Consider the following 24,253-nt stretch of genomic DNA (forward strand, 5'->3'; position numbering starts at 1 on the left):
CCCCCGCCCGTCCCGGGCGGGGGCGTCCGCGCGCGGGGCGGCGTGCGGTGGCCGGTGGCCGGTGGCCGGTGGCCGGTGGCCTCAGGCGACGCCGAACGCCTCGCGCAGCGGGTCGATGGCGAAGTACAGGACGAACAGCGCGGCGGTCACCCACAGCAGCGGGTGCACCTGGCGCGCCTTGCCGCGCGCGGCCTTGACCACCACGTGCGCGACGAACCCGGCGCCGATGCCGGCGCTGATGGAGTACGTGAACGGCATGAGCACGATCGTCAGGAACGCCGGCAGCGCGACCTCCACGTCGTCCCAGTCGATGCCCTTGACCTGCGTCATCATGAGGAACCCCACGACGACGAGCGCGGGCGTGGCGGCCTCGTAGGGCACGATCGCCACGACGGGCGCCAGGAACGTGGTGAGCAGGAACGCCACGCCGGTCACGACGCTGGCCAGGCCCGTGCGCGCGCCCTCGCCCACCCCGGTGGCCGACTCGATGTAGCTGGTGTTGCTCGAGACGCCCGCCGCGCCGCCGGCGACCGCGGCCAGGGAGTCGACGACGAGGATGCGCCGCGTGCCGGGGGGGTTGCCCTCGGCGTCGAGCAGGTCGCCCTCCTTGCCGATGGCGACCATCGTGCCCATCGTGTCGAAGAAGTCGGCCAGCAGCAGCGTGAAGACCAGCAGCACCACGCTGACCACGCCGATGCGCTCGAAGGAACCCAGCAGGCTGAACTGCCCGAGCAGCGAGAAGTCCGGGGTGTCCACCCAGGAGTCCGGCAGCGCCGGCACGTTCAGGCCCCAGGCGCGCGGGTCGCGCACCTGCCCGTCCTCGCCGGTGCGCGGGCCGAGCCGGGCGACCGCCTCGACGACGACGGCCAGCGCGGTGGCCGCCACGATGCCGCCGAGGATCGCCCCGCGCACCCCGCGCGCCAGCAGCACGACGATGAGCAGCAGGCCGACGACGAAGACTAGCGTGGGCCAGCCGGAGAGGAACCCGCCGATGCCCAGCTGCAGCGGCGTGCCGCTGCCCGAGCGCACGAAACCGGCGTCGACCAGGCCGACGATGGTGATGAACAGCCCGATGCCCACGCTGATCGCGGTCTTCAGCTGCGCCGGGACGGCGTGGAAGACCGCCTCGCGGAACCCGGTGAGCACCAGCACCAGGATGATCAGGCCCTCCAGGACCACCAGGCCCATCGCGTCGGCCCAGGTCATCCCCGGCAGCCCCGCCACCCCGAAGGCGACGAACGCGTTCAGGCCCAGCCCGGTCGCCAGCGCCAGGGGGTAGTTGGCCACCGCGCCCATGAGGATCGTCACGACGCCGGCCACCAGCGCCGTGGCGGCCGCGACGGCCGCGAGGTCGGGCGCCTGCCCGCCGCCGAGGAACGAACCGGTGCTGTCCGGCTGGGTCCCGATGATCAGCGGGTTGAGCACCACGATGTAGGCCATCGTGAAGAAGGTCGCCAGCCCGCCGCGGACCTCGCGCGCGACGGTGGAGCCGCGCTCGGTGATGCGGAAGCAGCGGTCGAGCGCGGAGCGCGGGCGCGTGGCACCCGTCTGTGTGGCCATCGATCACCTCGGACGTAGTCGGGCCGGGGGAGCGGCCGCGACGCCGGGGCCGGGCAGGATCCTGCCAGAACCGGTGCGCGCCGCGGCCGGACCGCGCCGCGGGGCGGGCGCGGGTAGCCTCGCCGGGGTGCGGGGCTGGCGGCCGGCGGGGCGGTTCGAGGACCGCGTGGAGCGGCAGGTGCGCGAGGCCGTCGAGCGCGGCGACTTCGACCACCTGCCCGGCGCGGGTGCGCCCCTGCGCGGCCTGGACCGGCCCTTCACCGCCGACGGCTGGGCCGCCGACAAGGCGCGCCGGGAGGGTTTCGACGTCTCGGCGATGCTCCCGCCGGCCCTGGCGCTGCGCCGCGAGCGCGAGGTGCTGCTGCGCGACGTCGGCGAGCTGCGCTCGCCCGCCGAGGTGGAGGAGGTCGCCGAGGACTTCAACGCCCGGGTGCGCGAGCTGTACCGGCGCGGCACCGACGGCCCGTTCGTCGTGGTGGCCCTGCTCGACCCGGCGGACCTGCGCGCGCGCTGGGGGGCCGCGCGCCCGGCCCCGCCCCCCGCGCCGCCGCAGCCGGCCGCGCCCGCGCCGGGGAGGCGGTGGAGCCGGTGGCTCCCGTGGCGCCGCCAGCGCCGGGGACACCGGGAGGGCGGGGGCTGAGGCCCGCGCTCAGGCGCTGCCGCGCCAGGGGGCGCTCGTGCCGCGCAGCAGGCGCCGGGCGGCCTCGCCGACCACCGCGCTGTACGTGGGGTACGCGAACTCCACGCCGGCCAGCGTCGCCACGTCCACGCCGGCGGCCATGGCCGTCGTCACGGCCTGCACCACCTCGACGGCCTCCTCGCCGACGGCGTGCGCGCCCAGCACGACCTCCCGGCGCCGGTCGGCCACCAGCTTGAGGAACCCGCGCGTGCGGTCGTCGATGACGGGCCGCTCCATCTGCGCGAACGGCACGGTGACGACGTGGCACTGCGGGTCGCGCGCGCGGGCCTCGTCCTCGGTCAGGCCCACCCCGGCGTAGTCGGGGTCGGTGAACCCGCCGGCCGGCAGCAGCCGGTGCGCCGCCCTGCGGGTGGGCCCGAGCACCGCGTTGCAGGCGGCGACCTCGGCCTCGGCGTGCGCGGCCTGCACGAGCATCGAGCTGCCGTTGGCGTCGCCGGCGACGAACACGTGCGGCACGTCGGTGCGCAGGAACTCGTCGACGGGGATCGACGAGGGCCCCGCGCCCACCCCCGCGGCCTCCAGCCCCAGCCCCTCCAGCGCGGCCGGCCAGCCCACGCTGAGGACGACCGCGTCGAAGGGCTCCGTGCGCACCGCGCCGCCCTCGCGCCACGCCAGGTCGATCGCGCCGTCGGCGCGGCGGGCCAGGGAGTCCACGCCGTCGATGCCGGTGCCCACCCGCACGCCCTGCTCCTCGAACGCCTCGCGCACCGCGCGCGAGACGTCGGCGTCGGAGGTGGGCAGCACCCGCGGGGCCAGGTCCAGCAGCAGCACCTCGCTGCCCAGGGCGCGGAAGACCGTGACCAGCTGCGCGCCGGTGTTGCCGGCCCCCACCACGGCCAGCCGGCGCGGCAGCGCGGGCAGGTCCAGCACCGTCTCCGGGTAGGTGGCCAGCTCCGCGCCCGGCAGCGGCAGGCGCCGCGAGCGCCCGCCCACGCACAGCACCACGCTGCGCCCGCGCACGCGCCGGCCGGTGCGCTCCAGCTCCAGCTCGTGCGGGCCGGTGAAGCGCGCCCGGCCCTCCAGCACCAGGTCCACGCCCAGCTCCGCCAGGCGCCCGGCGTCGTCCTTGGCCGCGTGCACCCGCTCCACGGTGGCGCGCACGCGCGCGACGGTGGCGGCCCAGTCGACCTCCTGGCGCGGCACCGCGATGCCGTAGTCGGCGGCCGTGCGCACCTCGCGCACCAGCCGCGCCGTCTTGGCCAGCACCCGGGTCGGCACGCAGCCGCTGTGCACGCAGGTGCCGCCGGTGCGCCGCGCCTCCAGCAGGGCGGTGCGCGCCCCCAGCTCCGCGGCCCGCACGGCCGCCGACGTGCCCGCCGGCCCGCCCCCGACCACCACCACGTCGTACTCGGACACCGCGTCCCGCCCCGACGATGCGCTCACGGCGCCACCGTGCCGCGCGCCCCGCGGCGGTGCCACCGCTGCCGGCGTGAGACCGGCCACGTGACGGCGACCACGTGACGGCGGCCACGTGACGGCGGCCACGCGGGGGCGGTCCCGTGACGGCGGCCGCGCGGGGGCGGCCGCGTGCGCGCCCGGCGTCTGGCACGCTCGGTGGGCACCGGCGCACCGCCGGCCCCGAGCGCCGAGGAGCACCGTGGCACCCGCCCTGTCCGCCGTCGTCCTCAACGACCACGCGCCCGCGGCGTTCACCGCCGCCGTGCGCGCCGTGGAGGACGCGGGCCTGCGCGCCGCGTGGACCTACGACCACCTGTCCTGGCGCGACATGCGCGCGGGGCCGTGGTTCAACGCGGTGCCCCTGCTGGCCGCCGCGGGCGCGGCCACGAGCACGGTGCGCCTGGGCACCCTCGTGGCAACCCCGAACTTCCGCCACCCGGTGACGTTCGCCTCCGAGGTGGTCACCCTGGACCACGTGTGCGGCGGGCGCCTGGAGCTGGGCGTGGGCGCCGGCACGGCCGCGCACGACGCGGCCGTGCTCGGGCTGGACGCGCTGAGCCCGGCGCAGCGCCAGCGCCGCTTCGAGGAGTGGGCGCTGCTGCTGCGGCGCGTGCTCTCGCAGCCGGCCGTCGACGCGCGCGGGGAGTTCTTCAGCGCCGTGGACGCGCGCGCGCTGCCCGGGCCGGTGCAGCCGGGCGGGGTGCCGTTCACCGTCGCCGCCGCCGGCCCGCGCGGCACGGCGTTCGCCGCCCGCACCGCCGAGGCGTGGGTCACCTACGGCGACCCGGCCGCGAGCGGGCCGGAGGAGGTGGCGGCCGGCTTCGTCGAGGCGGCCGAGCGCTTCGAGCTCACCCGCCGCCGCGTCGCCCCGGAGCGCTCACCGCGCCGCCTGGCCCTGCTCGGGCGCGACGAGACCGCGGTGTTCGCCGACTACCCGCGCTTCGCCGACCGGCTGGCCGCGGCGGGCTTCGACGAGGTCGTCGTGCACTGGCCGCGCCCGGACGGGCGCGGCGTGCCGGCCGCGGCGCTGGGCGCGGTGCTGCGCACCCACGGCCTGGCCTGACGCCCGCGCGCCCGGCGCCCGCGAACCCGGCACCGGGTGCGCGGGTGCCGGGCGTCAGTCCGTCTCCGGGCCCCGGCAGAAGAAGCAGTCCACCCCGCAGCCGTCCGCGCCGCTCGTCGTCACGCCGTCCTCGTCGTCCCCCACGGTTCCTCCTCCGCTCGCGCCGCCCCGTCCGGTGCCGCTCGTGCTCCCCGGCCGCGCCCCCGCTCGGGCGCCGCCGGTGGGATCCGTCCATGGTGCGCGCCCCGGGCCCGCCGGTGCGTGCCCGGGGCGGGCTGCCGCCACCGCCTCGGCAGGGTCCTGACGAGGCGGTGCGGGGGCGCGGGGACCCCCGGGCGGACCCGGGGAGGTGCGCGCGCGGGCGCCGGGGGAGACTGCGGCCCACGAGGAGAGGGGGCGCCGTGCCGCGCGAGGACGAGCCGCTGGAGCGGATGGGTTTCCTGACGATTGGGTCGTTCGACCCCGACGACCCCGGCGCCGGGCACCGCACGACGCTGTCCGTCATCGAGCTGGGCGAGCGGCTGGGCTTCGACAGCGCGTGGCTGCGCCACCGGCACCTGCAGCACGGCATCTCCTCGCCCGTGGCGGTGCTGGCCGCGGCCAGCCAGCGCACCCGTCGCATCCACCTGGGCACGGCGGTCACCCCGCTGGGCTGGGAGAACCCGCTGCGCCTGGCCGAGGACCTCGCCACCGTCGACGTGCTCTCCGGCGGCCGGCTCGAGCCGGGCGTGAGCACCGGGCAGCCGGTGCACTTCGAGCACGTGCGCGCGGCGCTGTACCCGGACACCGCCGACGCGGAGGACTTCGGCCGCGAGCGGGTGCTGCGCCTGCAGCGCCTGCTGCGCGGGGAGCCGGCGAGCACCTTCAGCGGCACCGAGGGCGTCGAGACGTACTCCAAACGGGTGCAGCCGCACTCGCCGGGGCTGGCGCAGCGCCTGTGGTACGGCGCGGCGAGCACCGCCTCGGCCCGCTGGGCCGGGGAGCGGGGGCTGAACCTGCTGACCTCCAGCGTCGTGCGCGCCGAGGGCGAGGGGCCGCACGACTTCGCGCGCATCCAGGCCGGCCAGCTCGACGAGTTCCACCGCGCGCACCCGGCCGGCACCGCGGCGCGCGCCTCGCAGGGCCTGGTGGTCGTGCCCACCGACAGCGCCACCGCCGCCCAGCGCGAGCGCTACGCCGCCTACGTGGCCGCGCGCACCCCGCGCACCCGCGAGCCGCAGGGCCCCGGGCGGTTGCTGTTCGCCCCCGACCTGCTGGGCACCTCCGAGGAGATCGCCGCCGCGCTGCGCGCGCACGAGGGGTACCGGCGCGTGCGCGAGGTGGTCTTCGCGCTGCCCTTCGGCTTCGCCGCCGAGGACTACGAGCAGATCCTCACCGACACCGCCGAGCGGCTCGGCCCGGCGCTGGGCTGGCGCCCGGGCGCCTGAGCGCGGCGACGCAGGGCGCAGGCACCTCGACGCACCGTCACCGCCGGCCGACTACGATGGGCGGCTGCACCCGGCCCGGACCCCGCCGGAGGCGCACCCGGCGCTGCACCGCGCCCGGGAGGAGCCCCACCGGAGGTCAGCCATGCAGGAGAGCACCCGCGAGCGCGCGCACGCCGGGGGCCCCGTCCCCGAGCGCTCGGAGGACGAGCGCCTGCGCGCCGAGGAGGTCCAGCGCCTGCGCACCGAGGTCGAGCAGCTGCGCACCGCGCTGGCGCGGCGCCCGGTGATCGACATGGCCAAGGGCGCCGTCATGGCGGTGGCGCGCTGCGACGAGGAGACCGCCTTCGAGCAGCTCTCGCGCGTCTCGCAGACCCACAACGTCAAGCTGTTCGACCTGGCCAGCGCCCTCGTGCAGGACCTGCCCGTCAGCGCCGAGCAGGTCCCGCCGCGCCCGGCGGAGCCGGTGCCCGCCTCCGTGCGCGACCCGCGCGAGCTGGTGGCGCGCAACTGGACGCGCATCTAGGGCTGCGCGCCCGCGACCGCGCCGCGACCGCCCCGAGACCGCCCCGGGACCGCTCCGGGGGTCGCGGCGCGGTCGTGCGCGTGGTCCTCGTCACGGGCTCGCGACGCGGCCGCGACATCGGTTAGCCTGCCCTCACTCGCCGGGTGCACCAGGACGCCGGCACCCGTGAGGAGCTGAGAGTGCTCGCGAACCTGCTGATCGGCCTGCGCGAGGGCCTGGAGGCCACCGTCGTGGTCTCCATCCTCGTCGCGTTCCTCGTCAAGGCGGACCGGCGCGACCGCCTGCCGGCGCTGTGGGCGGGGGTGGTCGCCGCCGTGGCGGTGTGCGTGGCCGTCGGCCTCGGCCTGGCGCTGGCCGCCAAGCAGCTGACCTTCACCGCGCAGGAGCTGCTCGGCGGGGCCCTGTCGATCGTCGCGGTCGCCTTCGTCACGTGGATGGTCTTCTGGATGAAGCGGGCCGGGCGCTCCCTGGCCGGCGACCTGACCGAGCGCATGCGCTCGGCCGTGCAGGTCGGCGGCACCGCCGTGGCGGTCACCGCCGCGCTGGCCGTGGGCCGCGAGGGGATGGAGACCAGCGTCTTCGTCACCGCCGCGATCCGCGCCACCGGGCGCACCGGCGAGCCGCTGGCCGGCGCGGTCCTCGGCCTGGCCCTGGCGGTGCTGCTGGGCTGGCTGCTGTACCGCCAGGCCGTCCGCATCGACCTGCGGCGCTTCTTCGCCGTCACCGGCGCCGGGCTGGTCGTCGTCGCTGCGGGGGTGCTGGCCTACGGCGTGCACGACCTGCAGGAGGCCCGCGTCCTGCCGGGCCTGACCTCGCTGGCCTTCGACGTCAGCGAGCAGGTGCCCCCCACCAGCTGGTACGGCGTCCTGCTCAAGGGCGTCCTCAACTTCTCCCCGGCCACCACGTGGCTGGAGGCCGCCGCCTGGCTGGCGTACGTCGTGCCGGTGCTGGCCCTGTACCTGCGCCGCGCGCCGCGGCCGGCGCCGGTCGCGGCGCCGGTGCCCGCCACCGTCGAGCGCTGACGCCCGAGAACCGCCCCTCCCCACCTCGACGACCCCTGGAGACACCCGTGCGCCTGCGCACCCGCTCGGCCCGCCCCGCGGCCGTGCTGCCCCTGCTGGCCGCCGCCGCCCTGGCCGGCTGCACCGACGTCCCCGCCGAGCCGGCCGCCGCGGCCGGGGAGGACGACGGCACCGTGGCGGTGCGCGCCGCCGACGACGCCTGCGAGGTCTCCCGCACCGACCTGACCAGCGGCATCACCACGTTCGCCATCACCAACGAGGGCAGCGACGTCACCGAGGTCTACGTCTACGCGCCCGGCGACCGCATCGTGACGGAGAAGGAGAACATCGGCCCCGGCACGAGCTACGAGCTGACCGTCGACCTGACGGAGGGCCCCTACCAGGTCGCCTGCAAGCCGGGGATGGTCGGCGACGGCGTGCGCCAAGACGTGCGGGTGGCCGGCACCACCGCCCCGCCGGACCCCGCCGCCGAGGAGGCGGTGCGGACGTACCGCGCCTGGGTGCAGGAGCAGGCCGACCTCTCGGTCGCGCCGGTGCAGCAGCTGCGCGACGCGGTCGCCGCCGGCGACGCCGAGCGCGCCAGGGCCCTGTACGCGCCCTCGCGGGTGCCGTGGGAGTCCATCGAGCCGGTCGCGGAGAGCTTCGGCGACCTCGACCCGCGCATGGACGCCCGCGAGGCCGACCTGGCCGAGGGCGAGGTCTTCAGCGGCTGGCACCGCCTGGAGAAGGCGCTGTGGACGGGGGAGGACCTCGCCCCGCTGGTGCCGGTGGCCGACCAGCTCGTCCTCGACGTGCAGGAGCTGGCCCAGCGCGTGCCCAACGCGGCGCTGACGCCGACCTCGATCGGCAACGGCGCCAAGGAGCTGCTCGACGAGGTCGCCACCGGCAAGATCACCGGCGAGGAGGAGGCGTTCAGCCACACCGACCTCGTCGACTTCGACGCCAACGTCGCCGGCGCCGCCCGCGCGCTCGACGCGCTGCGGCCCCTTGTCTCGCAGAGCGACCCGGAGCTGGTGGCCACCCTCGACGCCGAGTTCGCCGACGTGCGCGCGGCCCTGGAGCCGTACCGCACCGCCGACGGCTTCGTGCCCTACGACACCGTCGGCGAGGAGCAGCGCCGGGAGCTGGCCAGGGTGGTGGACGCGCTGTCCGAGCCGCTGTCGCGGCTCGGCGCCGCCGCCGGGCGGGCCTGAAGTCGTGGCCGCGGGGCGGGGGGCGCTGAGCCGGCGCGGGCTGATCGCCGCGCTGGGCGCCGGCGCCGGCGGGGTCGGCGCGGCCGCGCTCGTGGGCGCGGCCGCGAGCGGGGACGCGCCCGCGGCCCGCGACGAGGTCGTGCCCTTCGAGGGCGAGCACCAGGCGGGCGTGTCCACCGACGTGCAGGCGCACCTGCACTTCGCGGCCTTCGACGTGCTCGCCGCCGACCGCGAGGAGCTGGCCGGGCTGCTGCGGGACTGGACGCGCGCGGCGCGCTCGCTGACCGCCGGGCGCCCCGTGGGTGAGAGCGGCGCGGTCGGCGGCGACCCGCTGGCCCCGCCGGAGGACACCGGCGAGGCCCTCGGGCTGCCCGCCGCGCGCCTGACCCTCACCCTCGGCCTGGGACCCTCGCTCTTCGACGACCGCTTCGGCCTGGCCGGGCGGCGCCCGGAGGCGCTGGTGGACCTGCCGCCCTTCCCCGGCGACGCCCTCGAGGCGGCCCGCTGCGGCGGGGACCTGGCGGTGCAGGCGTGCGCCGACGACCCGCAGGTGGCCGTGCACGCCGTGCGCACCCTCAGCCGCATCGCGGCCGGGCGCGCGGCGGTGCGCTGGGCGCAGCTCGGCTACGGCCGGGCCGCCACCGTGGACCCCGGCGCCCCCACCCCGCGCAACCTCTTCGGCTTCAAGGACGGCACCGCCAACGTGGCCGGCGACGACACCGGTGAGCTGGACGAGCACGTGTGGGTGGGCGCGCAGGACGCCGCCGCGCCGGAGCAGGCGTGGATGACCGGCGGCACGTACCTGGTGGCCCGGCGCATCGCCATGCACGTGGAGACGTGGGACCGCAGCTCCCTGGCCGAGCAGGAGCAGGTGATCGGGCGCACCAAGGGCGAGGGCGCCCCCCTGGGCGGGCGGCGCGAGCACGAGGGGTTCGACCCCGCGACGCTGCCGGCCACCTCCCACGTGCGCCTGGCGCACCCCTCCCGGCACGGCGGCGCCCGGATGCTGCGGCGCGGCTACAACTACACCGACGGCGCCACCGCGCTGGGACGCCTGGACGCCGGGCTGTTCTTCCTGGCCTACCAGCGCGACGTGCGCCGGGCGTTCGTGCCCGTGCAGCGCGCGCTGGCCGCCGACGACGCGCTCAACGAGTACGTGCGGCACACCGGCTCGGGCGTGTGGGCGGTGCCGCCGGGCGTGGGCGCCGACGGCTGGTGGGGCGAGCCGCTGCTGGGCTGACCCCGCGCCGGGCGCCGACCGCCGGGTCACGGGTGCCGGTCGCCGGGCGCCGACCGCAGGTCGCGGGGTGCCGGTGTCAGGCGCGCACCGCGCTGCCCGTCGGGTCGGCCAGCACGGTGGCGTCGCGCCCGCCGCCCTTGCCGCGGTAGAGGGCCTCGTCGGCGCGCGCGAGCACCTCGGCCGCGCTGGCCCCCGGGGTCCAGGCCGCCACGCCCACCGTGGCGCTCTGCCCGCGCGGGACCACCGAGCGGATCCGGTCGGCCACCCGCACCGCCTCCTCGGCGGTGCACCCGGGCAGGGCCAGGGCGAACTCCTCCCCGCCCCAGCGCGCCAGCGTGTCGCCCTCGCGCAGGCACGCGCCCGCCGCCGCCGCGAACTCGCGCAGCAGCGCGTCGCCCTCCAGGTGCCCGAAGGTGTCGTTGTAGCGCTTGAAGCGGTCCAGGTCGACCAGCGCGAACGCCAGCGGCGCGCCGGTGCGCTGGGCGCGCGCGATCTCCCGGGGCGCCGTCTCGTCCCAGCGGCGGCGGTTGGCCAGGCCGGTGAGCGCGTCGCGCTCGGCCGCGCGCGCCAGGCGCTCGAGCAGCTCCGCGCGCTGCACGGCGTGGGCCGCCTCCCCGGCGAAGGTGCGCAGCAGCGACGACAGCGCCGGCGCCGGCTCGGGCACCCCGCGCTCCCACACCACGCTGAGCACGCCCACGGGCACGTCCTCGCCCAGCAGCACCGGCTGCCACAGCGCCGAGACGGCCCCGACCGCGCGGGCCAGGGCCCGGTCCGCGCCGGGGTGGGCGAGCAGGTCGGCGACGAAGAGCTGCTCCCCGCGCCGGAACGCCTCGGCCGTCACGCTCGCGGGGGTCCTCAGGTCCACCCGCGTGCCGGGCCGCCGGCGCGCGCCCGCCGACGCGGTGGCCACCAGCTCGTGCGCGCCCTCCGGCTGCAGCAGGTGCACGGTGTCGGCGGCGGCCAGCTCGCGCACCGCCTCGCACACCGCCTCGCGCGGGTCGTCCGCGGTGGCCACCGCGCGCGAGGCCCGCGCCAGCGCCTCCACCTGCCCGGCGTGCTCGGCGAGCTGCTCGTGCGCGGCGGCCAGCGCGGCCTCGCGCGCGCGGGCGGCGGTGACGTCGTGCATGGCCAGGACCGCGCCCAGCGGCTCGCCGGTGGCCGAGCGCATCGCGCGCGCCGTGCACAGCACGGTCATCGACGGCCGGCCGAAGGGCACCAGGAGCACCTCGGCGCCGACGACGTCCTCCCCGCGCAGGGCGCGCTGCAGCGGCAGCTCCCCCTCGCGCAGCAGCGTGCACCCGTCGGGCCGGTAGAAGCCGTACTGGGCCGGGTGGTCGGCGGGGTCGAGGTCGTCGCGCAGCGGCTGGCCCAGCCACTCCAGCGCGGTGTCGTTGCCCATCTGCCAGCGGCCCTCGGGGTCGGCCACGAGGATGCCCACGTCGACGCTGGCCAGCACCGCGCCGGTCAGCTCCCGCCGGTGCTCGACCTCGGCCGAGACCAGCTCGGCCAGCGTGCGCCGCTCCTGCTCGTCCAGACCGTCGCCCGGGTCCTCGCCGGGCGTCCCGCCGGCCGGCGAGCGCTCCAGCAGCGGCACCAGGACGCGGGCCAGGTCCCGCAGGTCGCCGGGCGCGCGCGGGGCGTCGGGCGCGTGCAGGCACAGCGCCCCCAGCAGCGAGCCGCGCGCGCCGGTCACGGGCAGCGGCCGGCACGCGGCCGGGCCCACCCCGCGGCGCGGGCACGGCTGCTCGCCGCGCAGCAGCTCCACGTCGGCGGGGGGCACCCCGGCCAGCGCCGCGGCCACCCGCACGACGGCGTCGTGCTCGGCGTCGTGCCCGGCGTCGGCGGCACCGGCGGGGGTGCCGGGCGCGCGCGGGGGAGCCGTCACCCCGCCAGTGCTCCTCGTCACGCCGCTGCTCCCGCCCGCTCGTCCCCGGCGGCTCTGCTGCACCGGGGTCCGCTGCCCCATCGGCAGGCCGGGGGGCGGGCTTGAGCGCCGGGCGCGCGGGTCTCAGTCCACGTCGACGGTCAGCGCCAGGTGGTCCGACAGGGGCAGGCGGTGTGCCCCCGAGCCCGACACGCGCAGCGGGCTGGGCTCGTCGCCGCCGAGCAGCACGTGGTCCAGCTGCCGCGCGGGCGCCTCGAGCGGGAACGTGTCGGCGCGCACCAGCGGGCGCATGCCGCTGGCGCGGTGCACCGCCTGCGGCTCCAGGTTCAGGTCGCCCATGAGCACCACGGGGGTGGCGCAGCGGCGCAGCGTGCGCACCAGGCGCCGCAGCTGCCAGGTGTTCCAGCCCGGCACGAAGGACAGGTGCGTGCCGGCCACCGTCAGGCAGCGGCCGGTGGACGGCTCCTCCACGACGGCCACCACCGCCACGCGCGGCTCGTCGCGCACCAGCTTCGGGCGCCGGGCGCCGGGGAAGAGCACCGGCACCGTCCACGGCACCGACGGCAGGCGCACCACCTCCCACGAGCGCACCGGCAGGCGCGAGAGCAGCGCGATGCCGTAGGCGGCCTCGTCGGGCTGCTCGTGCCCGGTGGCCGCCATCCACGTCGCCCCCGGCGTGCCGGACAGCGCCGCGACGAAGCGGTGCTCGGCCGCGCCGAGGGCCTCGGCCGCCACCGCGGTCAGGTCCGCGCGCGAGGAGCGCTCCTGGCCCCGGTCCACCTCCTGCAGCGCCACGACGTCCGCGTCCAGCGACGCGATCGCCGCGGCGTAGCGGTCGACGTCCACCCGGTCGTCCTCCAGCGATCGACCGTGGAGGATGTTGAAGGTCGCCAGTCGCACCTCCCCAGGGTGCGGCACACCAGCGGAGGGGGCACGGTGGAGAGCACGGGGAACCACGGAGCGGCCGACGGGGAGGTCGACGCGGGCGTCAACGCCACCGCCACCACCGTCGCGCAGCGGCGCACCGCGCTGGTGCGGGTGGCGGCGGAGCTCAAGCGCGCCGACGTGCCGTTCGCGCTCGCCGGCGGGTACGCGGCGTGGGTGCACGGCGCGCCGGAACCGGTCCACGACGTGGACTTCGACCTGCGCGCGAGCGACGCCGACCGCGTGCGCGAGCACTTCCGCGAGGCCGGTCACGAGGTGCTCGAACCGCCGGAGGACTGGCTGTTCAAGGTCCTCAGCGACGGCGTGGAGGTCGACCTGCTGCACCGCGGCGGTGGGCTGCCGGTGGACGACGCGCTGCTCTCACGCGCGGCCTGGACGGAGGTGCTCTCCGTGGAGATGCCGGTCCTGAGCGCCACCGACGTCGTGGTGCACAAGATGTGCGCGTTCGACGAGCACACCCTCGACCTCGCCCCGGGGCTGCGCGTCGTGCGCAGCATCCGCGAGGCCGTCGACTGGGACGAGGTGCGCGAGCGCGTGGACGGCCGCCCGTTCGCGATGGCGTTCCTGCACCTGCTGGAACTGCTCGACGTGGTCCCGGCGCGCGCCTGAGCGCGCCGGGCCGCGGCCCGGCGGGGTGGCCCGGTGGGGCGGTGGCGGGGCGGTGGGGGTTGCGGTTGCCGACCCGGTGCGTCGGTGCTCGACTGTGGCCGCGGGTGCAGCAGGTCGCCTGATCACCGAGCAGGACTGATGCGGAGGGTTCCGTGACCGCTCTAGTTCCCGACGTCGACAGCGCCGTCGGTGCCCACACCCGACCCGACGCCCCCGCCGTGGACGACCTGGTCGTGGAGCACCTCGACCTCGCCCGGGGCCTGGCGTCGCGGTACCGCAACCGCGGGGAGTCGTGGGAGGACCTCGTCCAGGTGGCGTTCCTGGGCCTGGTGAAGGCGGCCCGCGGTTACCAGCCCGGTGCGGGCGCGTCGTTCGCGGCGTACGCCACGCCCACCATCACCGGCGAGATCCGCCGCCACTTCCGCGACCACGGCTGGGACGTGCGCCCGCCGCGCCGGCTGCAGGAACTGCGCTCGCGGCTGCGCTCGGTCGAGCGCGACCTCGAGCAGGAGAACTCCCGCGGCGCCGACGAGGTGGCGCTGGCCGACCGGCTGGGCACCACCGTCGCCGAGGTGCGCGAGGCGCGCTGCGCCGCGGCCGCCTACTCCGCGGTCTCGCTGGACGCGCGGCTCGGCGCCGACGACGACACCACCGTCGCCGACACCCTGGTCGCCGCCGGGGACGCGGTCTCCGTGGTGGACGACCTGGCCTCCCTCGGCCCGGCGCTGGCGGACCTGACCGACCGCGACCGGCGCATCCTGGCGCTGCGGTTCTTCGCCGACGCGACCCAGTCGCAGATCGCCGCGGAACTCGGCATCAGCCAGATGCAGGTCTCGCGGCTGCTGTCGGCCGTGCTGCGCCGCCTGCGCGAGGCGCTGTCCGGCGAACCGGCCGGCGGTGCGCAGCGCACCGCCGGCCGACCCCGCACCGCCGGCCGACCCCGCACCGCCGGCCGGCCCCGCACCGCCGACCAGCTCCGCACCGCCGACCAGCTCCGCACCGGTGCCGTCGCACCGGTGCGGCCGGTCCGGCTGCGTCACGTCCCCACCCTCGAACCCGGTGCCGCCACCGAGCGGCTGCGCAGCGCCGGCGAGGTCGTCCCGGCGTGCGCGCGCATCCCCGCGAGGAGTTCCGCCAGGACGTCCGCCGCGGCGTGACGCGGCTGCCAGCCGAGTTCGCTCCTCGCCCTGCCGGTGTCCATCAGGGGCACCGACAGCGCCAGGTCGTACCAGCCGGGTTGCACCGGGTGCACGTGCGCCCGGTAGGTCGCCGCGACCGCGGCGCGCCCCAGCGCGTGCGGGACGGCCAGGAGCCTGCCGGCGTTGAGCGCCCCGGCGATGTCGCGCCCGCCCAGGACGGGTTCGTCGGCGAGGTTGAACGCCCCGCCGGCGCGCTGCTCGACGATCCGCACGAGCCCGTCGGCGAGGTCGTCGGCGTGGACCAGCTGGATGCGCACCCCGCGCGGCAGCGGCAGCACCGGCAGCGGCAGGCGGCCCAGCACGCGCGCCGGCACCAGGGCCCCGGCGAAGTAGCGGGCGATCTCGCTGGCGGAGTCGCGCTGGAACACCAGCGCCGGGCGAACGCGGGCCACCGTCAGCCCCGGCGCCTGCGCCTCGAGCACGTCCAGGTGCGCCTCGACGGCGACCTTCTCCCGCGAGTACTGCGAGGTGGGCACGCCGGTGGTGGGCCACGACTCGTCCACGCGGTGGTCCTGCGGGGGCCGCGGGGCGTACGCCCCGATGGACGACAGGTGCACCAGCTGCCCGACGCCCTCCTCGCGCGCGGCGCGCACGACGGCGCGGCTGCCGGCGAGGTTCACGCGCGCCAGCTCCGCGGGCTGCCGCGCCGGCTGGATGAGCCAGGCGGCGTGCACGACCGCGTCCGCGCCGCGCACGGTGCTGCGCAGCCGCTCCTCCTGGGCGGGGTCGGCCACGTCCAGCGAGACCCACTCCGCCACGTCGTAGGGGGCGCGGTCCCCGGTGGGCAGGCGCCGCGCGATGCCCACCACCTCGTGCCCGGCTCCCTCGGCGTTGCGCTGGGAGAGGCGGCGCAGCAGCGCGGTGCCCACGCTGCCGCTCGCCCCGGTGACGACGATGCGCACGTCTAGTCCTCCTGACCGGTCGCCGGGACGGTCCCCGGGTCGACCTCGGTGACGGTGAAACCGCTCGCGGGTCGCGACGGCACGGGCCGCGCGGGCATCCGCAGGTCCTGGGGCGGCACCACGAGCGCCAGGGCGCTGAGCACCTCGACCGCCTGCGCCAGCAGGCGCACGGTGGCCGGCTCGCCGGGGCAGCGGTGCCCGGTGCGCGCGTCGCCGCCGCCCTGCGGCACGAGCGCGGGGGAGGCGGGGCACACCCCGGCGCCGTCGAAGCGGCCCGGGTCGAACTGCTCGGGCCCCGGCCAGCGGGCCGGGTCGCGGTGGGTGCCCACCACGTCGAGCACGAGGCGGTCGCCGGCGCGCAGGCGGTGCCCGGCCACCTCGGCGTCGCGGCGCAGCCGGCCGGCCAGCGCGGGCACGAACGGGTAGCGCCGGCGGACCTCGTGCGCGACGGCCAGGGCGGTGCCGGACGGGTCGGGCCCGCCGGTGCGCGCGGCGCCCACCGCGGCGCGCCAGCGCGGCGACTCGTGCAGCGCCACCGCGGCCTGCGCGACCAGCCACGCCACCGCCACGGTCGGGCGCAGGACGTTGAGCAGCTCCACGGCGGCGGTGCGCTCGTCCAGCGCCCGCCCGCGCTCGTCGCGGTGCGCCGCCACCAGCGCCAGCGCGCTGCCGGCGGGGGCGTGGCGGCGCCCGGTGCGCACGTCGCGCACCGCGCGCGCCGCCCAGCGCTCGCAGCGCTCGCGGGCGCGGCGCGCGCGCAGCAGGCGCGGGCCGGCCGAGCCGAACCCGTCGACGATCGCGGCGAGGTCGGCGGCGCGCGCGGTGTCCACCTCCCGGCCGGCGCCCGCGCCGGCCCAGCGCAGCACCGCGCGCCCGAGCACCCCCACCGCCTCGTCGAAGACCACCACGCGCTCGCGCCCGGGCCAGGCGCGCACCGCGCGCGCCCACTCCGCGGCGGCGGCGTCGACGAGCCCGTCCACGCGGTCGGGCGCCAGCGCCCCGGTGAACAGCGCCTTGCGCGCCCGGTGCTCGGCGTCGTCCAGGCCGTGCACGGCGCCGCGGCCGAAGAGCACGCGGCTCAGCGGGGCGGGCACGGCCCCGCGGCGGGCCACCAGCGAGCCGTCGTAGAAGGCGCGCACGCCCAGCGGCCCGCGCACCACGAGCGCGGGCCGGCCCAGCAGCCGCGCGCGCACCGGCTCGCCCGCCGCGCCGCCGCGCGCGCGGCGCAGCGCGGGCAGCGCGTCGAAGCCGCGCACCAGCAGCGTCAGCAGCAGCTCGGGGGAGCGGGTGCGCGCCGCGGCCCCTCCCGGGCCGGGGACGGCGCCGGGCACGGGCGTGCCCGCTGCCGGGGCCGCGCCGGGCGAGCCCGGCAGCGCGGCGCCGCGCGCCGTCGTGGTGGTGCCCATGCCGCCCAGGTACCCAGCCGCGGGGTGTCCATGCACCGGTGCGCGCGGCGCCGGGGCCTCAGGCGGCGGTGCCACCGTCCGGCACGCCCCCGACGACCTCGCGCGCCACGTCGTGCAGCGGGCGCCGCCCGGTGCGCGCCGCCGCCCGCAGCCGCTCGAACGCCTCGTCCGGCGAGACGCGGTGGCGCTCGGCGAGCACGCCCTTGGCCTGCTCCAGGACGACCCGGCTGTCCAGCGCCCGCTGCAGCTGCTCCTGCACCCGCCGCCCGGCCGCGACGCGCTCGAGCTGGGTGAAGCCCACCGCGCCCAGCGCGGCCATCGCGCGCACCACGGCGGCCTCCACCTCGTCCAGGGCGCCCTCGCGCTCGCGGAAGACGCCCAGCGCGCCGATGCTGCGCCCGGCCACCACGAGGGGCTCGGCGTGCACCGACAGCACGCCCAGCGGCGCGGCCACCAGCGCCAGGCCCGGCCAGCGGCGCGCCATCTCCTGCGGGCCGGCGCAGCTGACGGGCACCGCGCCGGCGTGGCACTCCACGCACGGGCCCTCCTCGGAGCCCAGCTGGAACAGCTCGAGCTCCTGCGCGGTGCCCGAGCTGCCGGCCAGCAGCTGCAGGCGCCGCCCGGAGTCCTCCACGAGCAGGCCGACGGCCTCGGCGCCCAGCAGCTGCGCGCAGCGGCGCACCAGGCCGTCGGCCAGCTCCAGCGGGTCGCCGTGCTGCGCGAGCAGGGCGGCGACCTCGTCCACGGCCGCCGCGACGCCCCGCACCCCGACCGACACCGCGCACCCCTCGTCCCCGCACCGCCCGCACCGCCGGCGCCCCGGGGGCGACCGGCCGGGTCCCGAGCCTGCCAGGTGCGCGCCGGGCGCGCGAGGGGCGGGCGCGCCGGGGTGCTCCCGGGGTGCTCCGGGGGTGCTCCGGGAGTGCTCCGGGGTGCCGGGGCGGGCGGCGAGGAGTAGGCAGGGGGGCATGAGCCTGATCGGCACCCTCTTCGACGCGCCGTCGCGGCTGACCGTGCTGGACCCGCTGGCCGCGCGCGCGGCGGCGGTCGCCGACCGCGTGCTGCCGGGCGGGCGGGTGCGGGCCCTGCTGCACGGGCGCCCCTTCGGCCACCCCGCGCACCCCGCGATGGCTCAGCTGCCGGTGGGCACGTCGGTGTCGGCCCTGCTGCTGGACGTGGCCGCCGCCGTGCTGCCCGGCGGGCGCGCGCTGCGCGCCCCGGCGCGCGGGCTGACCGCCGTCGCGCTGGCCTCGGCCGTGCCCACGGCCGCGGCCGGCTGGGCGGACTACACGGGCCTACACCCCGACCAGCAGCGCACCGCGCTGGTGCACGCCAGCGGCAACGCGCTCGCCGTCGCCTGCTGGGGCGCCTCGCTGCTGGCCGGTCGCCGCGCCCCGCTGCTGCGCAGCGCCGGGACCCTGGCCGCCGGTGCCGCCGGCGCGCTGGGCGGGCACCTGGCCTACCGCTGGGCCGCCGGGCCCAACCACGCCGAGCACCTGCCGCACCTGGCCGGCGACGGCAAGGAGCACGTCGACGTCGGCGCGCTGGAGGACCTGCCCGACGGGGAGCTGACGCAGGTGCGCGCCGGGGACGCGCCGCTGTGTGTGCTGCGCCGGGGCGCCTCGGTGCTCGCCCTGGCCGACACGTGCACCCACCTGGGCGCGGGCCTGCACGGCGGGCGGGTGCGCGAGGGCGAGCGCGGGCCCGAGGTGGTCTGCCCCTGGCACGACAGCGCGTTCCGCTTCGCGGACGGCCGCGTGGTCGGCGGGCCGGCGACCGCGCCGCAGCCCACGGTCGACGTGCGCGTGGTCGGCGGGCGCGTCCTGGCGCGCCTGGACGCCCCGCCGCAGCCCTGAGCCGGCGGGGCGCCGGGCGGGTCAGCCCAGGAAGGTGGCCGGGTCCGGGCCGCTGCGGCGCAGCGGCGCGCCCACCGGGCGCAGCACCTCCTCCAGCGCGCGCACCCGCTGGGCGCTGCGCGCCAGGGCGTCCTCGGGGGCCCGGGCGGCCAGCAGCGCGAGCCGGTCGGCGTAGGCCTCGCGCAGGGCGTCCAGGGGACCGGCCTGCGTCAGGTCCAGCAGCCGGCCCGCCTCCGGCTGCTCGGGCGCGCGCACGCGGCGCGCCGGTGCGGTGCGGGGGGTGCGGGTCGTGCGGGTGGGGGTGGTGCTGAGGGTGTCCACGGCAACTCCGATGTCCGCCGGCGCGCGGTCGTCCCGGGGGGCCGCGCCGGGACCGTCCTGGCGGTCCCGCACCGTCGATCGGACCACGCCCGCCCGGGCCCGGCAACCGCGGGCGGGTCGCGGCCTCAGGCGCGCGGCACGTGCGGCAGCGGGGCGGTGCGCGAGAGCGGGGCGACCGCGGTCGGACCCGCCGGGGGCAGCTGGGCGACCGCGGCGACCGGTGCCGACGGGGCGGCGGGCGCCGCCGGGGCGACGGGCACGGTGCGGCGCGCGTCCACGGCGCGCGGCCCGCGGCGCGCGCCCGCCGGGCCGGGGGGAGGGGCGGTGGTGGCGCGCACCACCAGCTCGGTGGCCAGCTCGACGTGGTGGGAGTCCAGCTGCTCCCCGGCCACCACGCGCATGACGGTGCGCAGGGCCACCCGGCCCATCTCGCGCAGCGGCTGGTGCACGGTGGTCAGGGGCGGGGTGGCGACCTCGGCCAGCTCGGTGTCGTCGAAGCCGACGACGGAGAGGTCGTCGGGCACCCGCAGCCCGCGCACCCGCGCCGCCTCCATGACGCCCAGCGCGATGGCGTCGCAGCCGGCCACCACGGCCGTCGGGGGGTGCTCGCGCTCGAGCAGCCGCTCGGCGGCGCGCCGGCCCGGCTCGTAGGCGAACTCCTCGGTGTCCAGGGCCGCCTCCGGCGGCACCGGCAGCCCGGCCGCCTCCATGGCGGCGCGGAAGCCGTGCTCGCGGGCGCGGTTGCACGAGGAGGTGCCCGGGCCGCCGACGTAGACGACGTCGCGGTGCCCGAGCTGGAGCAGGTGCTGGGTGGCGGTCATGCCGCCGGTGAAGTTGGTCGAGCCGACGCTGGTCACCTCGCGCCGCGGCAGGTTCAGCGGGTCGATGACGACCAGCGGCAGGCCGGCGCGGTCCAGGGCGTCGACGTGGGCCGCGCTCAGCTCGCCGGTGACGACGATGACGCCGAGGCGGCCCAGGGCGGCCAGCTCGCGGGCCCAGGGGCGCGCCGTGGCCGGGTCGGCCAGGTCCTCGCCCAGGCGCCCGACGGAGACGGAGACCCCGGCCTCCTCGGCCCCGCTGAGCACGCCGTCGATCACCTGGGTGGCGTAGGCGCGCAGCTCGCCGTGGACGAGGAACTGCACCGCCCCGCCGGCCTGCGGGGACCGGCGCGCGGAGGGGGGCGCGTAGTCGTGCCGGCGCAGCAGCTCCTCCACGAGGGCCCGGGTGTCGGGGGCCACGTCGTCGCGGCCGTTGACGACCTTGGAGACGGTGGCCACCGAGACGCCGGCGGACTCGGCGATGAGCGCGAGGGTGGGACGCCGAGCGCTCCTGCTGCGCGGGGTGCGTTCGAGCACGGCGGCCTCCTGGGCGGGCTGGGCGGAGCTGGGGGGCGGAGCACCCGGTGCGGCCGTGCACGGGGTGGTGGTGCGCTGACGGTGGGTGAGCGGAGGGTGCGGCGACCGTGCCGCGCCCGCTTCTATCGAAAACTTTAGCCCGCGCGGGGGCGGCGGCGGTAGTGCCTGCACGCCCCGGGTGGTACGGCCGGACGCCCCGGGTGGCACGGCTCGGACACGGTACGGACACGGTCGGCGTCGCCGCGGGCGAACGGCTTGACCCGTCCCGACCCGCTGCCTATGGTTCCGTGCGAACGCCGTTGTCGAAAGATTTCGACACGCGGTGAGAGGTCGGGCCCCCACGGGCCCCCGGGAGCGGCACCCGCCGCGTCCGTTCGAGAGCAGCCGCGAGGACGCGGCTCGGCGCATCGGAGATCACAGTGGTTCAGAACCGCACCTCCCGTCGGTCCTTCATGGCCCTGGCCGTGGCGACCCCGCTGGCCGCCACGACGCTGGCCGCCTGCGGCGGCGGCTCGGCGGGCCCCGGCCAGGCGGCCGACGGCGACGCCACCATCTGGTACCTGACGGGCGCCCCCAAGGAGGAGGTGCGCGACCAGTCGGTGGAGTCGTTCAACGAGTCCTCCGAGAACGGCGACCTGGCTGCCACCCCGTACCAGAACGACGCGTACAAGACCAAGATCCGCACCGCCATCGGCGCCGGCCAGGCCCCGACCCTCATCTTCAGCTGGGGCGGCGGCAGCGTGCGCGACTGGGCCGAGGCCGGCCAGATCGACGACCTGACCTCCTTCGTGGACGAGAACCCGGACATGCGCACGCGCCTGTTCGACGCCGCGTGGATCCCGGGCGAGGTGGACGGCAAGGTCTACGCCGTGCCGCACGAGACCGTGCAGCCGATCGTGCTCTACACGAACAACAAGCTGTTCGAGCAGGTCGGCGCGCAGCCGCCGCAGACCTGGGACGAGCTGCTCGCCCTGGTGCCCGTCTTCACCCAGGCCGGCATCGCCCCCATCTCGCTGGCCGGCCAGTCGCGCTGGACCACCATGATGTGGCTGGAGTTCCTCGTCCTGCGCGTGGGCGGCCAGGAGGCCTACCAGGCCCTCAACGACAGCCAGCCGAACGCCTGGTCGAACCCGGACGTCCTCCAGGCCCTCACCCTGGCCCAGGACCTCGTCCGCGCCGGCGGTTTCGTCGAGGGGTTCAACTCGATCGTCGCCGACCAGAACGCCGACCAGGCGCTGCTCTACACCGACCGCGCCGCCATGCTCCTGCAGGGCAGCTGGTGCTACGGCTCCATCAAGGCCGACGGCGGCGACTTCGTCACCGGCGGCAACCTGAGCTTCCAGTCCTTCCCGGTCGTCACCGGCGGCAAGGGCGACGCCTCCGGCACCGTCGGCAACCCGGCGCAGTACTACTCGATCTCCTCCAACGCCTCCGAGGAGCAGAAGCAGATCGCCCGCGACTACCTGCTCGACGGCGTGCTGACCGAGGAGATCGCCGAGGCGTTCATCACCCAGGCCGGCGAGGTCCCGATCCTCAAGGGCGTCGAGGACCAGCTCGCCGCCGCCCCGGACGGCGACTTCCTCACCTTCGTCTACGAGGTCGCCAGCGGCGCGTCCTTCTTCGGCATGTCCTGGGACCAGGCGCTCAGCTCCACCGCCGCCCAGGAGCTGCTCACCAACATCGAGCAGCTCTTCCAGCTCTCGATCACCCCGCAGCAGTTCGCCGACAACATGAACGCGGTCTCGGCGCAGTGAGCAGCGCCACCTCGGGCACCGTCGCGGCCGCTCCGGCCGCGGCGGGCCCGCTCCGCGCCAGCTCGAAGCAGAACAGCACCGGTTCCCTCTGGTGGCTGGTCCTCCCCGCGCTGATCTTCTTCACCGTCTTCGGGATCGTGCCCCTCGTGGGCGTCTTCGCGCTGAGCTTCACCGCCTGGGACGGCATCAGCCCCGTGACGCAGAGCTTCGCGGGCCTGGATAGCTGGACGGCCGTGCTGCGCGACCCCGAGCTGCCCAACGCGCTGCTGGTGACCTTCCTCATCATGGCGCTGTCGTGGCTGGTGCAGACCCCGATCAGCCTGCTGATCGGCGTCTTCATCGCGGGCAACCAGCGCTACCGCGCGTTCCTGGCGGTGCTGTACTTCATCCCGCTGCTGCTCAGCTCGGCCGCCATCGCCATCGTCTACAAGGCGCTGCTCGACCCGAACTTCGGCATCGGCGCCAGCACCGGCCTGACCTTCCTCGACCAGGACTGGCTCGGCCGGCGGTGGCTGGCGCTGGGTGTCGTCGTCTTCGTCGTCTCCTGGCAGTTCGTGCCGTTCCACTCCCTGATCTACCAGGGCGGCGTGCGGCAGATCCCCGTCTCGATGTACGAGGCGGCGCAGCTGGACGGCGCGGGCCGCGTGAAGCAGTTCTTCCACATCACGGTCCCGCAGCTGAAGTACACGATCATCACGTCCTCGACGCTGATGGTCGTCGGGTCGCTGACCTTCTTCGACCTCATCTTCGTGCTCACCCAGGGCGGCCCGGGCAACGCCACCCGCGCCCTGGCCCTGGACATGTACCTGCGCGGCTTCCGGGCCAGCCTCATGGGGCAGGCCAGCGCGATCGCCGTCATCCTGGTCCTCGTGGGTCTCGCGCTGGCGCTGCTGCTGCAGCGCCTGGGCGGCAAGGACGCCAACACCAGCCAGCTGGAAGGGGCCTGACCTCATGGCCACCACCGTCTCCGCCCCGCCGCGCTCCTCCGCCGGCGACGGCGGCACCGGCCGCCGCGGGCGCTCGGGCCTGTCGCGCAACTACCTCGGCGGCCTCGCCGGGTGGATCTGGCTGGCGATCATCATCATCCCGATCTACTGGATCCTGGTCACCAGCTTCAAGGAGCAGTCCGAGTACTTCCGGACCAACCCGCTGGCCCCGCCGCAGAACCCGACCTTCCTGGCCTACCAGCAGGTCATCGAGGCGGACATCGTCCGCTACTTCTTCAACAGCGTCATCGTCACCGTGTGCTCGGTGGTCCCGGCGGTGCTGATGTCGTTCATGGCCGCCTTCGCCATCGTGCGCGGCGGCGGCGGGCGGTTCCTGAAGTCGGTCAACGCCGTCTTCCTCATGGGCCTGGCGATCCCGCTGCAGGCGACGATCATCCCCGTCTACCTGATCATCATCCGCCTGGAGCTGTACGACACCCTCACGGCGCTGATCCTGCCGTCGATCGCCTTCGCGATCCCGCTGACGGTGCTGCTGCTGTCGAACTTCATCCGCGACGTGCCCAACGAGCTGTTCGAGTCCATGCGCCTGGACGGCTCCAGCGAGTGGGGCAGCATGTGGCGCCTGGCGTTCCCGCTGACGCGCCCCGCGATCGTCACGGTGAGCATCTACAACGCGCTGCAGGTCTGGAACGGCTTCCTGCTGCCCCTGGTGCTGACCCAGAGCCCCGACCGGCGCGTCATGCCGCTGGCGCTGTGGGACTTCCAGGGCCAGTACACCGTCAACATCCCGGCCGTGCTGGCCGCGGTGGTGCTGAGCACGCTGCCGATCCTCGTCCTGTACGTCGTGGGCCGTCGTCAGCTCATCGCCGGCCTGACCGCCGGCTTCAGCAAGTGACCACCCCCGTGCAGTGACGTCCCACCCCCGTCGGCGCGCCGCCTGAGCGGCGC

Annotated in this window: 21 protein-coding genes and 1 pseudogene; 13 read left to right on the forward strand and 9 right to left on the reverse strand. The window is 77.3% G+C overall.

The genetic code is table 11. The features are described from left to right. Nucleotides 1–81: 81 nt before the first annotated feature. Nucleotides 82–1,560, reverse strand: a complete 1,479-nt coding sequence (locus ACRYMN_RS13840; protein ID WP_432496112.1) for an NCS2 family permease — start codon at nucleotides 1,558–1,560, stop codon at nucleotides 82–84. 127 nt (nucleotides 1,561–1,687) lie between these two features. On the opposite strand from ACRYMN_RS13840, the gene ACRYMN_RS13845 reads away from it, so the two are divergent. Beyond that, nucleotides 1,688–2,200, forward strand: a complete 513-nt coding sequence (locus ACRYMN_RS13845) for a DnaJ family domain-containing protein (RefSeq protein ID WP_432496114.1) — start codon at nucleotides 1,688–1,690, stop codon at nucleotides 2,198–2,200. Nucleotides 2,201–2,209: 9 nt separating this feature from the next. On the opposite strand, the gene ACRYMN_RS13850 is transcribed toward ACRYMN_RS13845, so the two are convergent. Then, nucleotides 2,210–3,643: a dihydrolipoyl dehydrogenase family protein gene (locus ACRYMN_RS13850; RefSeq protein WP_432496116.1), complete on the reverse strand. Its 1,434-nt coding sequence runs from the start codon at nucleotides 3,641–3,643 to the stop codon at nucleotides 2,210–2,212. Nucleotides 3,644–3,857: 214 nt separating this feature from the next. On the opposite strand from ACRYMN_RS13850, the gene ACRYMN_RS13855 reads away from it, so the two are divergent. The 6 genes from ACRYMN_RS13855 to efeB all read left to right on the forward strand — a co-directional run bounded on the left by ACRYMN_RS13855 (nucleotide 3,858) and on the right by efeB (nucleotide 10,126). Then, a complete protein-coding gene (locus ACRYMN_RS13855) occupies nucleotides 3,858–4,721 on the forward strand; it encodes an LLM class flavin-dependent oxidoreductase (protein ID WP_432496118.1) in 864 nt (287 codons plus the stop codon). 431 nt (nucleotides 4,722–5,152) lie between these two features. Further along, entirely contained in the window at nucleotides 5,153–6,148 is a 996-nt protein-coding gene (locus ACRYMN_RS13860; RefSeq protein WP_432496156.1) for an LLM class flavin-dependent oxidoreductase, read from the forward strand. A gap of 142 nt (nucleotides 6,149–6,290) precedes the next feature. Further along, nucleotides 6,291–6,671, forward strand: coding sequence for an ANTAR domain-containing protein (locus tag ACRYMN_RS13865; protein ID WP_432496121.1), 381 nt, complete (start codon nucleotides 6,291–6,293; stop codon nucleotides 6,669–6,671). A 179-nt stretch (nucleotides 6,672–6,850) separates the two neighbouring features. Then, nucleotides 6,851–7,693 carry an iron uptake transporter permease EfeU gene (gene efeU / locus ACRYMN_RS13870; RefSeq protein WP_432496124.1) on the forward strand — a complete coding sequence of 281 codons (843 nt, stop codon included), beginning with the start codon at nucleotides 6,851–6,853 and terminating at the stop codon, nucleotides 7,691–7,693. Between the two features lie 47 nt (nucleotides 7,694–7,740). Then, the gene (efeO, locus tag ACRYMN_RS13875; protein ID WP_432496126.1) at nucleotides 7,741–8,886 is read left to right on the forward strand and encodes an iron uptake system protein EfeO; all 1,146 of its coding nucleotides are present in this window, start codon (nucleotides 7,741–7,743) and stop codon (nucleotides 8,884–8,886) included. A gap of 4 nt (nucleotides 8,887–8,890) precedes the next feature. Continuing rightward, the gene (gene efeB, locus ACRYMN_RS13880; RefSeq protein ID WP_432496129.1) at nucleotides 8,891–10,126 is read left to right on the forward strand and encodes an iron uptake transporter deferrochelatase/peroxidase subunit; all 1,236 of its coding nucleotides are present in this window, start codon (nucleotides 8,891–8,893) and stop codon (nucleotides 10,124–10,126) included. A 76-nt stretch (nucleotides 10,127–10,202) separates the two neighbouring features. On the opposite strand, the gene ACRYMN_RS13885 is transcribed toward efeB, so the two are convergent. After that, nucleotides 10,203–12,032, reverse strand: a complete 1,830-nt coding sequence (locus ACRYMN_RS13885; protein ID WP_432496132.1) for a sensor domain-containing diguanylate cyclase — start codon at nucleotides 12,030–12,032, stop codon at nucleotides 10,203–10,205. Nucleotides 12,033–12,134: 102 nt separating this feature from the next. Then, entirely contained in the window at nucleotides 12,135–12,911 is a 777-nt protein-coding gene (locus ACRYMN_RS13890; RefSeq protein WP_432496134.1) for an endonuclease/exonuclease/phosphatase family protein, read from the reverse strand. Between the two features lie 36 nt (nucleotides 12,912–12,947). Between ACRYMN_RS13890 and ACRYMN_RS13895 the strand changes: the two genes are divergently transcribed. Then, a complete protein-coding gene (locus ACRYMN_RS13895) occupies nucleotides 12,948–13,565 on the forward strand; it encodes a nucleotidyltransferase (protein ID WP_432496136.1) in 618 nt (205 codons plus the stop codon). 218 nt (nucleotides 13,566–13,783) lie between these two features. Beyond that, nucleotides 13,784–14,431: pseudogene (locus tag ACRYMN_RS13900) on the forward strand (sigma-70 family RNA polymerase sigma factor); the annotation flags it as partial. 170 nt (nucleotides 14,432–14,601) lie between these two features. On the opposite strand, the gene ACRYMN_RS13905 reads toward ACRYMN_RS13900, so the two are convergent. Genes ACRYMN_RS13905 through ACRYMN_RS13915 form a run of 3 tightly spaced genes read right to left on the reverse strand, consistent with a single transcriptional unit; the run spans nucleotide 14,602 to nucleotide 17,850 of the window. Further along, nucleotides 14,602–15,666 carry an NAD-dependent epimerase/dehydratase family protein gene (locus tag ACRYMN_RS13905; RefSeq protein WP_432496138.1) on the reverse strand — a complete coding sequence of 355 codons (1,065 nt, stop codon included), beginning with the start codon at nucleotides 15,664–15,666 and terminating at the stop codon, nucleotides 14,602–14,604. A 2-nt stretch (nucleotides 15,667–15,668) separates the two neighbouring features. Then, nucleotides 15,669–17,072, reverse strand: a complete 1,404-nt coding sequence (locus ACRYMN_RS13910) for a cytochrome P450 (RefSeq protein WP_432496141.1) — start codon at nucleotides 17,070–17,072, stop codon at nucleotides 15,669–15,671. A 58-nt stretch (nucleotides 17,073–17,130) separates the two neighbouring features. Next, nucleotides 17,131–17,850, reverse strand: a complete 720-nt coding sequence (locus ACRYMN_RS13915) for a GAF and ANTAR domain-containing protein (RefSeq protein ID WP_432496143.1) — start codon at nucleotides 17,848–17,850, stop codon at nucleotides 17,131–17,133. Nucleotides 17,851–18,040: 190 nt separating this feature from the next. On the opposite strand from ACRYMN_RS13915, the gene ACRYMN_RS13920 reads away from it, so the two are divergent. Continuing rightward, nucleotides 18,041–18,928, forward strand: a complete 888-nt coding sequence (locus ACRYMN_RS13920) for a Rieske (2Fe-2S) protein (RefSeq protein WP_432496146.1) — start codon at nucleotides 18,041–18,043, stop codon at nucleotides 18,926–18,928. A 21-nt stretch (nucleotides 18,929–18,949) separates the two neighbouring features. Here ACRYMN_RS13920 and ACRYMN_RS13925 read toward each other — a convergent pair whose 3' ends face one another. Together ACRYMN_RS13925 and ACRYMN_RS13930 are read right to left on the reverse strand one after the other, a co-directional pair. Continuing rightward, nucleotides 18,950–19,249 carry a hypothetical protein gene (locus ACRYMN_RS13925; protein WP_432496149.1) on the reverse strand — a complete coding sequence of 100 codons (300 nt, stop codon included), beginning with the start codon at nucleotides 19,247–19,249 and terminating at the stop codon, nucleotides 18,950–18,952. A gap of 125 nt (nucleotides 19,250–19,374) precedes the next feature. Then, the gene (locus ACRYMN_RS13930) at nucleotides 19,375–20,604 is read right to left on the reverse strand and encodes a LacI family DNA-binding transcriptional regulator (protein ID WP_432496150.1); all 1,230 of its coding nucleotides are present in this window, start codon (nucleotides 20,602–20,604) and stop codon (nucleotides 19,375–19,377) included. A 452-nt stretch (nucleotides 20,605–21,056) separates the two neighbouring features. Here ACRYMN_RS13930 and ACRYMN_RS13935 point away from each other — a divergent pair, with 452 nt between their 5' ends. The 3 genes from ACRYMN_RS13935 to ACRYMN_RS13945 all read left to right on the forward strand — a co-directional run bounded on the left by ACRYMN_RS13935 (nucleotide 21,057) and on the right by ACRYMN_RS13945 (nucleotide 24,200). Continuing rightward, nucleotides 21,057–22,358 carry an extracellular solute-binding protein gene (locus ACRYMN_RS13935; RefSeq protein WP_432496158.1) on the forward strand — a complete coding sequence of 434 codons (1,302 nt, stop codon included), beginning with the start codon at nucleotides 21,057–21,059 and terminating at the stop codon, nucleotides 22,356–22,358. Between the two features lie 95 nt (nucleotides 22,359–22,453). Further along, nucleotides 22,454–23,305 (forward strand): carbohydrate ABC transporter permease, encoded by an 852-nt coding sequence (locus ACRYMN_RS13940; protein ID WP_432496160.1) that lies wholly within the window; start codon nucleotides 22,454–22,456, stop codon nucleotides 23,303–23,305. A gap of 4 nt (nucleotides 23,306–23,309) precedes the next feature. Then, a complete protein-coding gene (locus ACRYMN_RS13945) occupies nucleotides 23,310–24,200 on the forward strand; it encodes a carbohydrate ABC transporter permease (protein WP_432496153.1) in 891 nt (296 codons plus the stop codon). Nucleotides 24,201–24,253: the final 53 nt, after the last annotated feature.

The organism is Kineococcus gypseus, assembly GCF_050871305.1.
GTDB lineage: Bacteria > Actinomycetota > Actinomycetes > Actinomycetales > Kineococcaceae > Kineococcus > Kineococcus gypseus.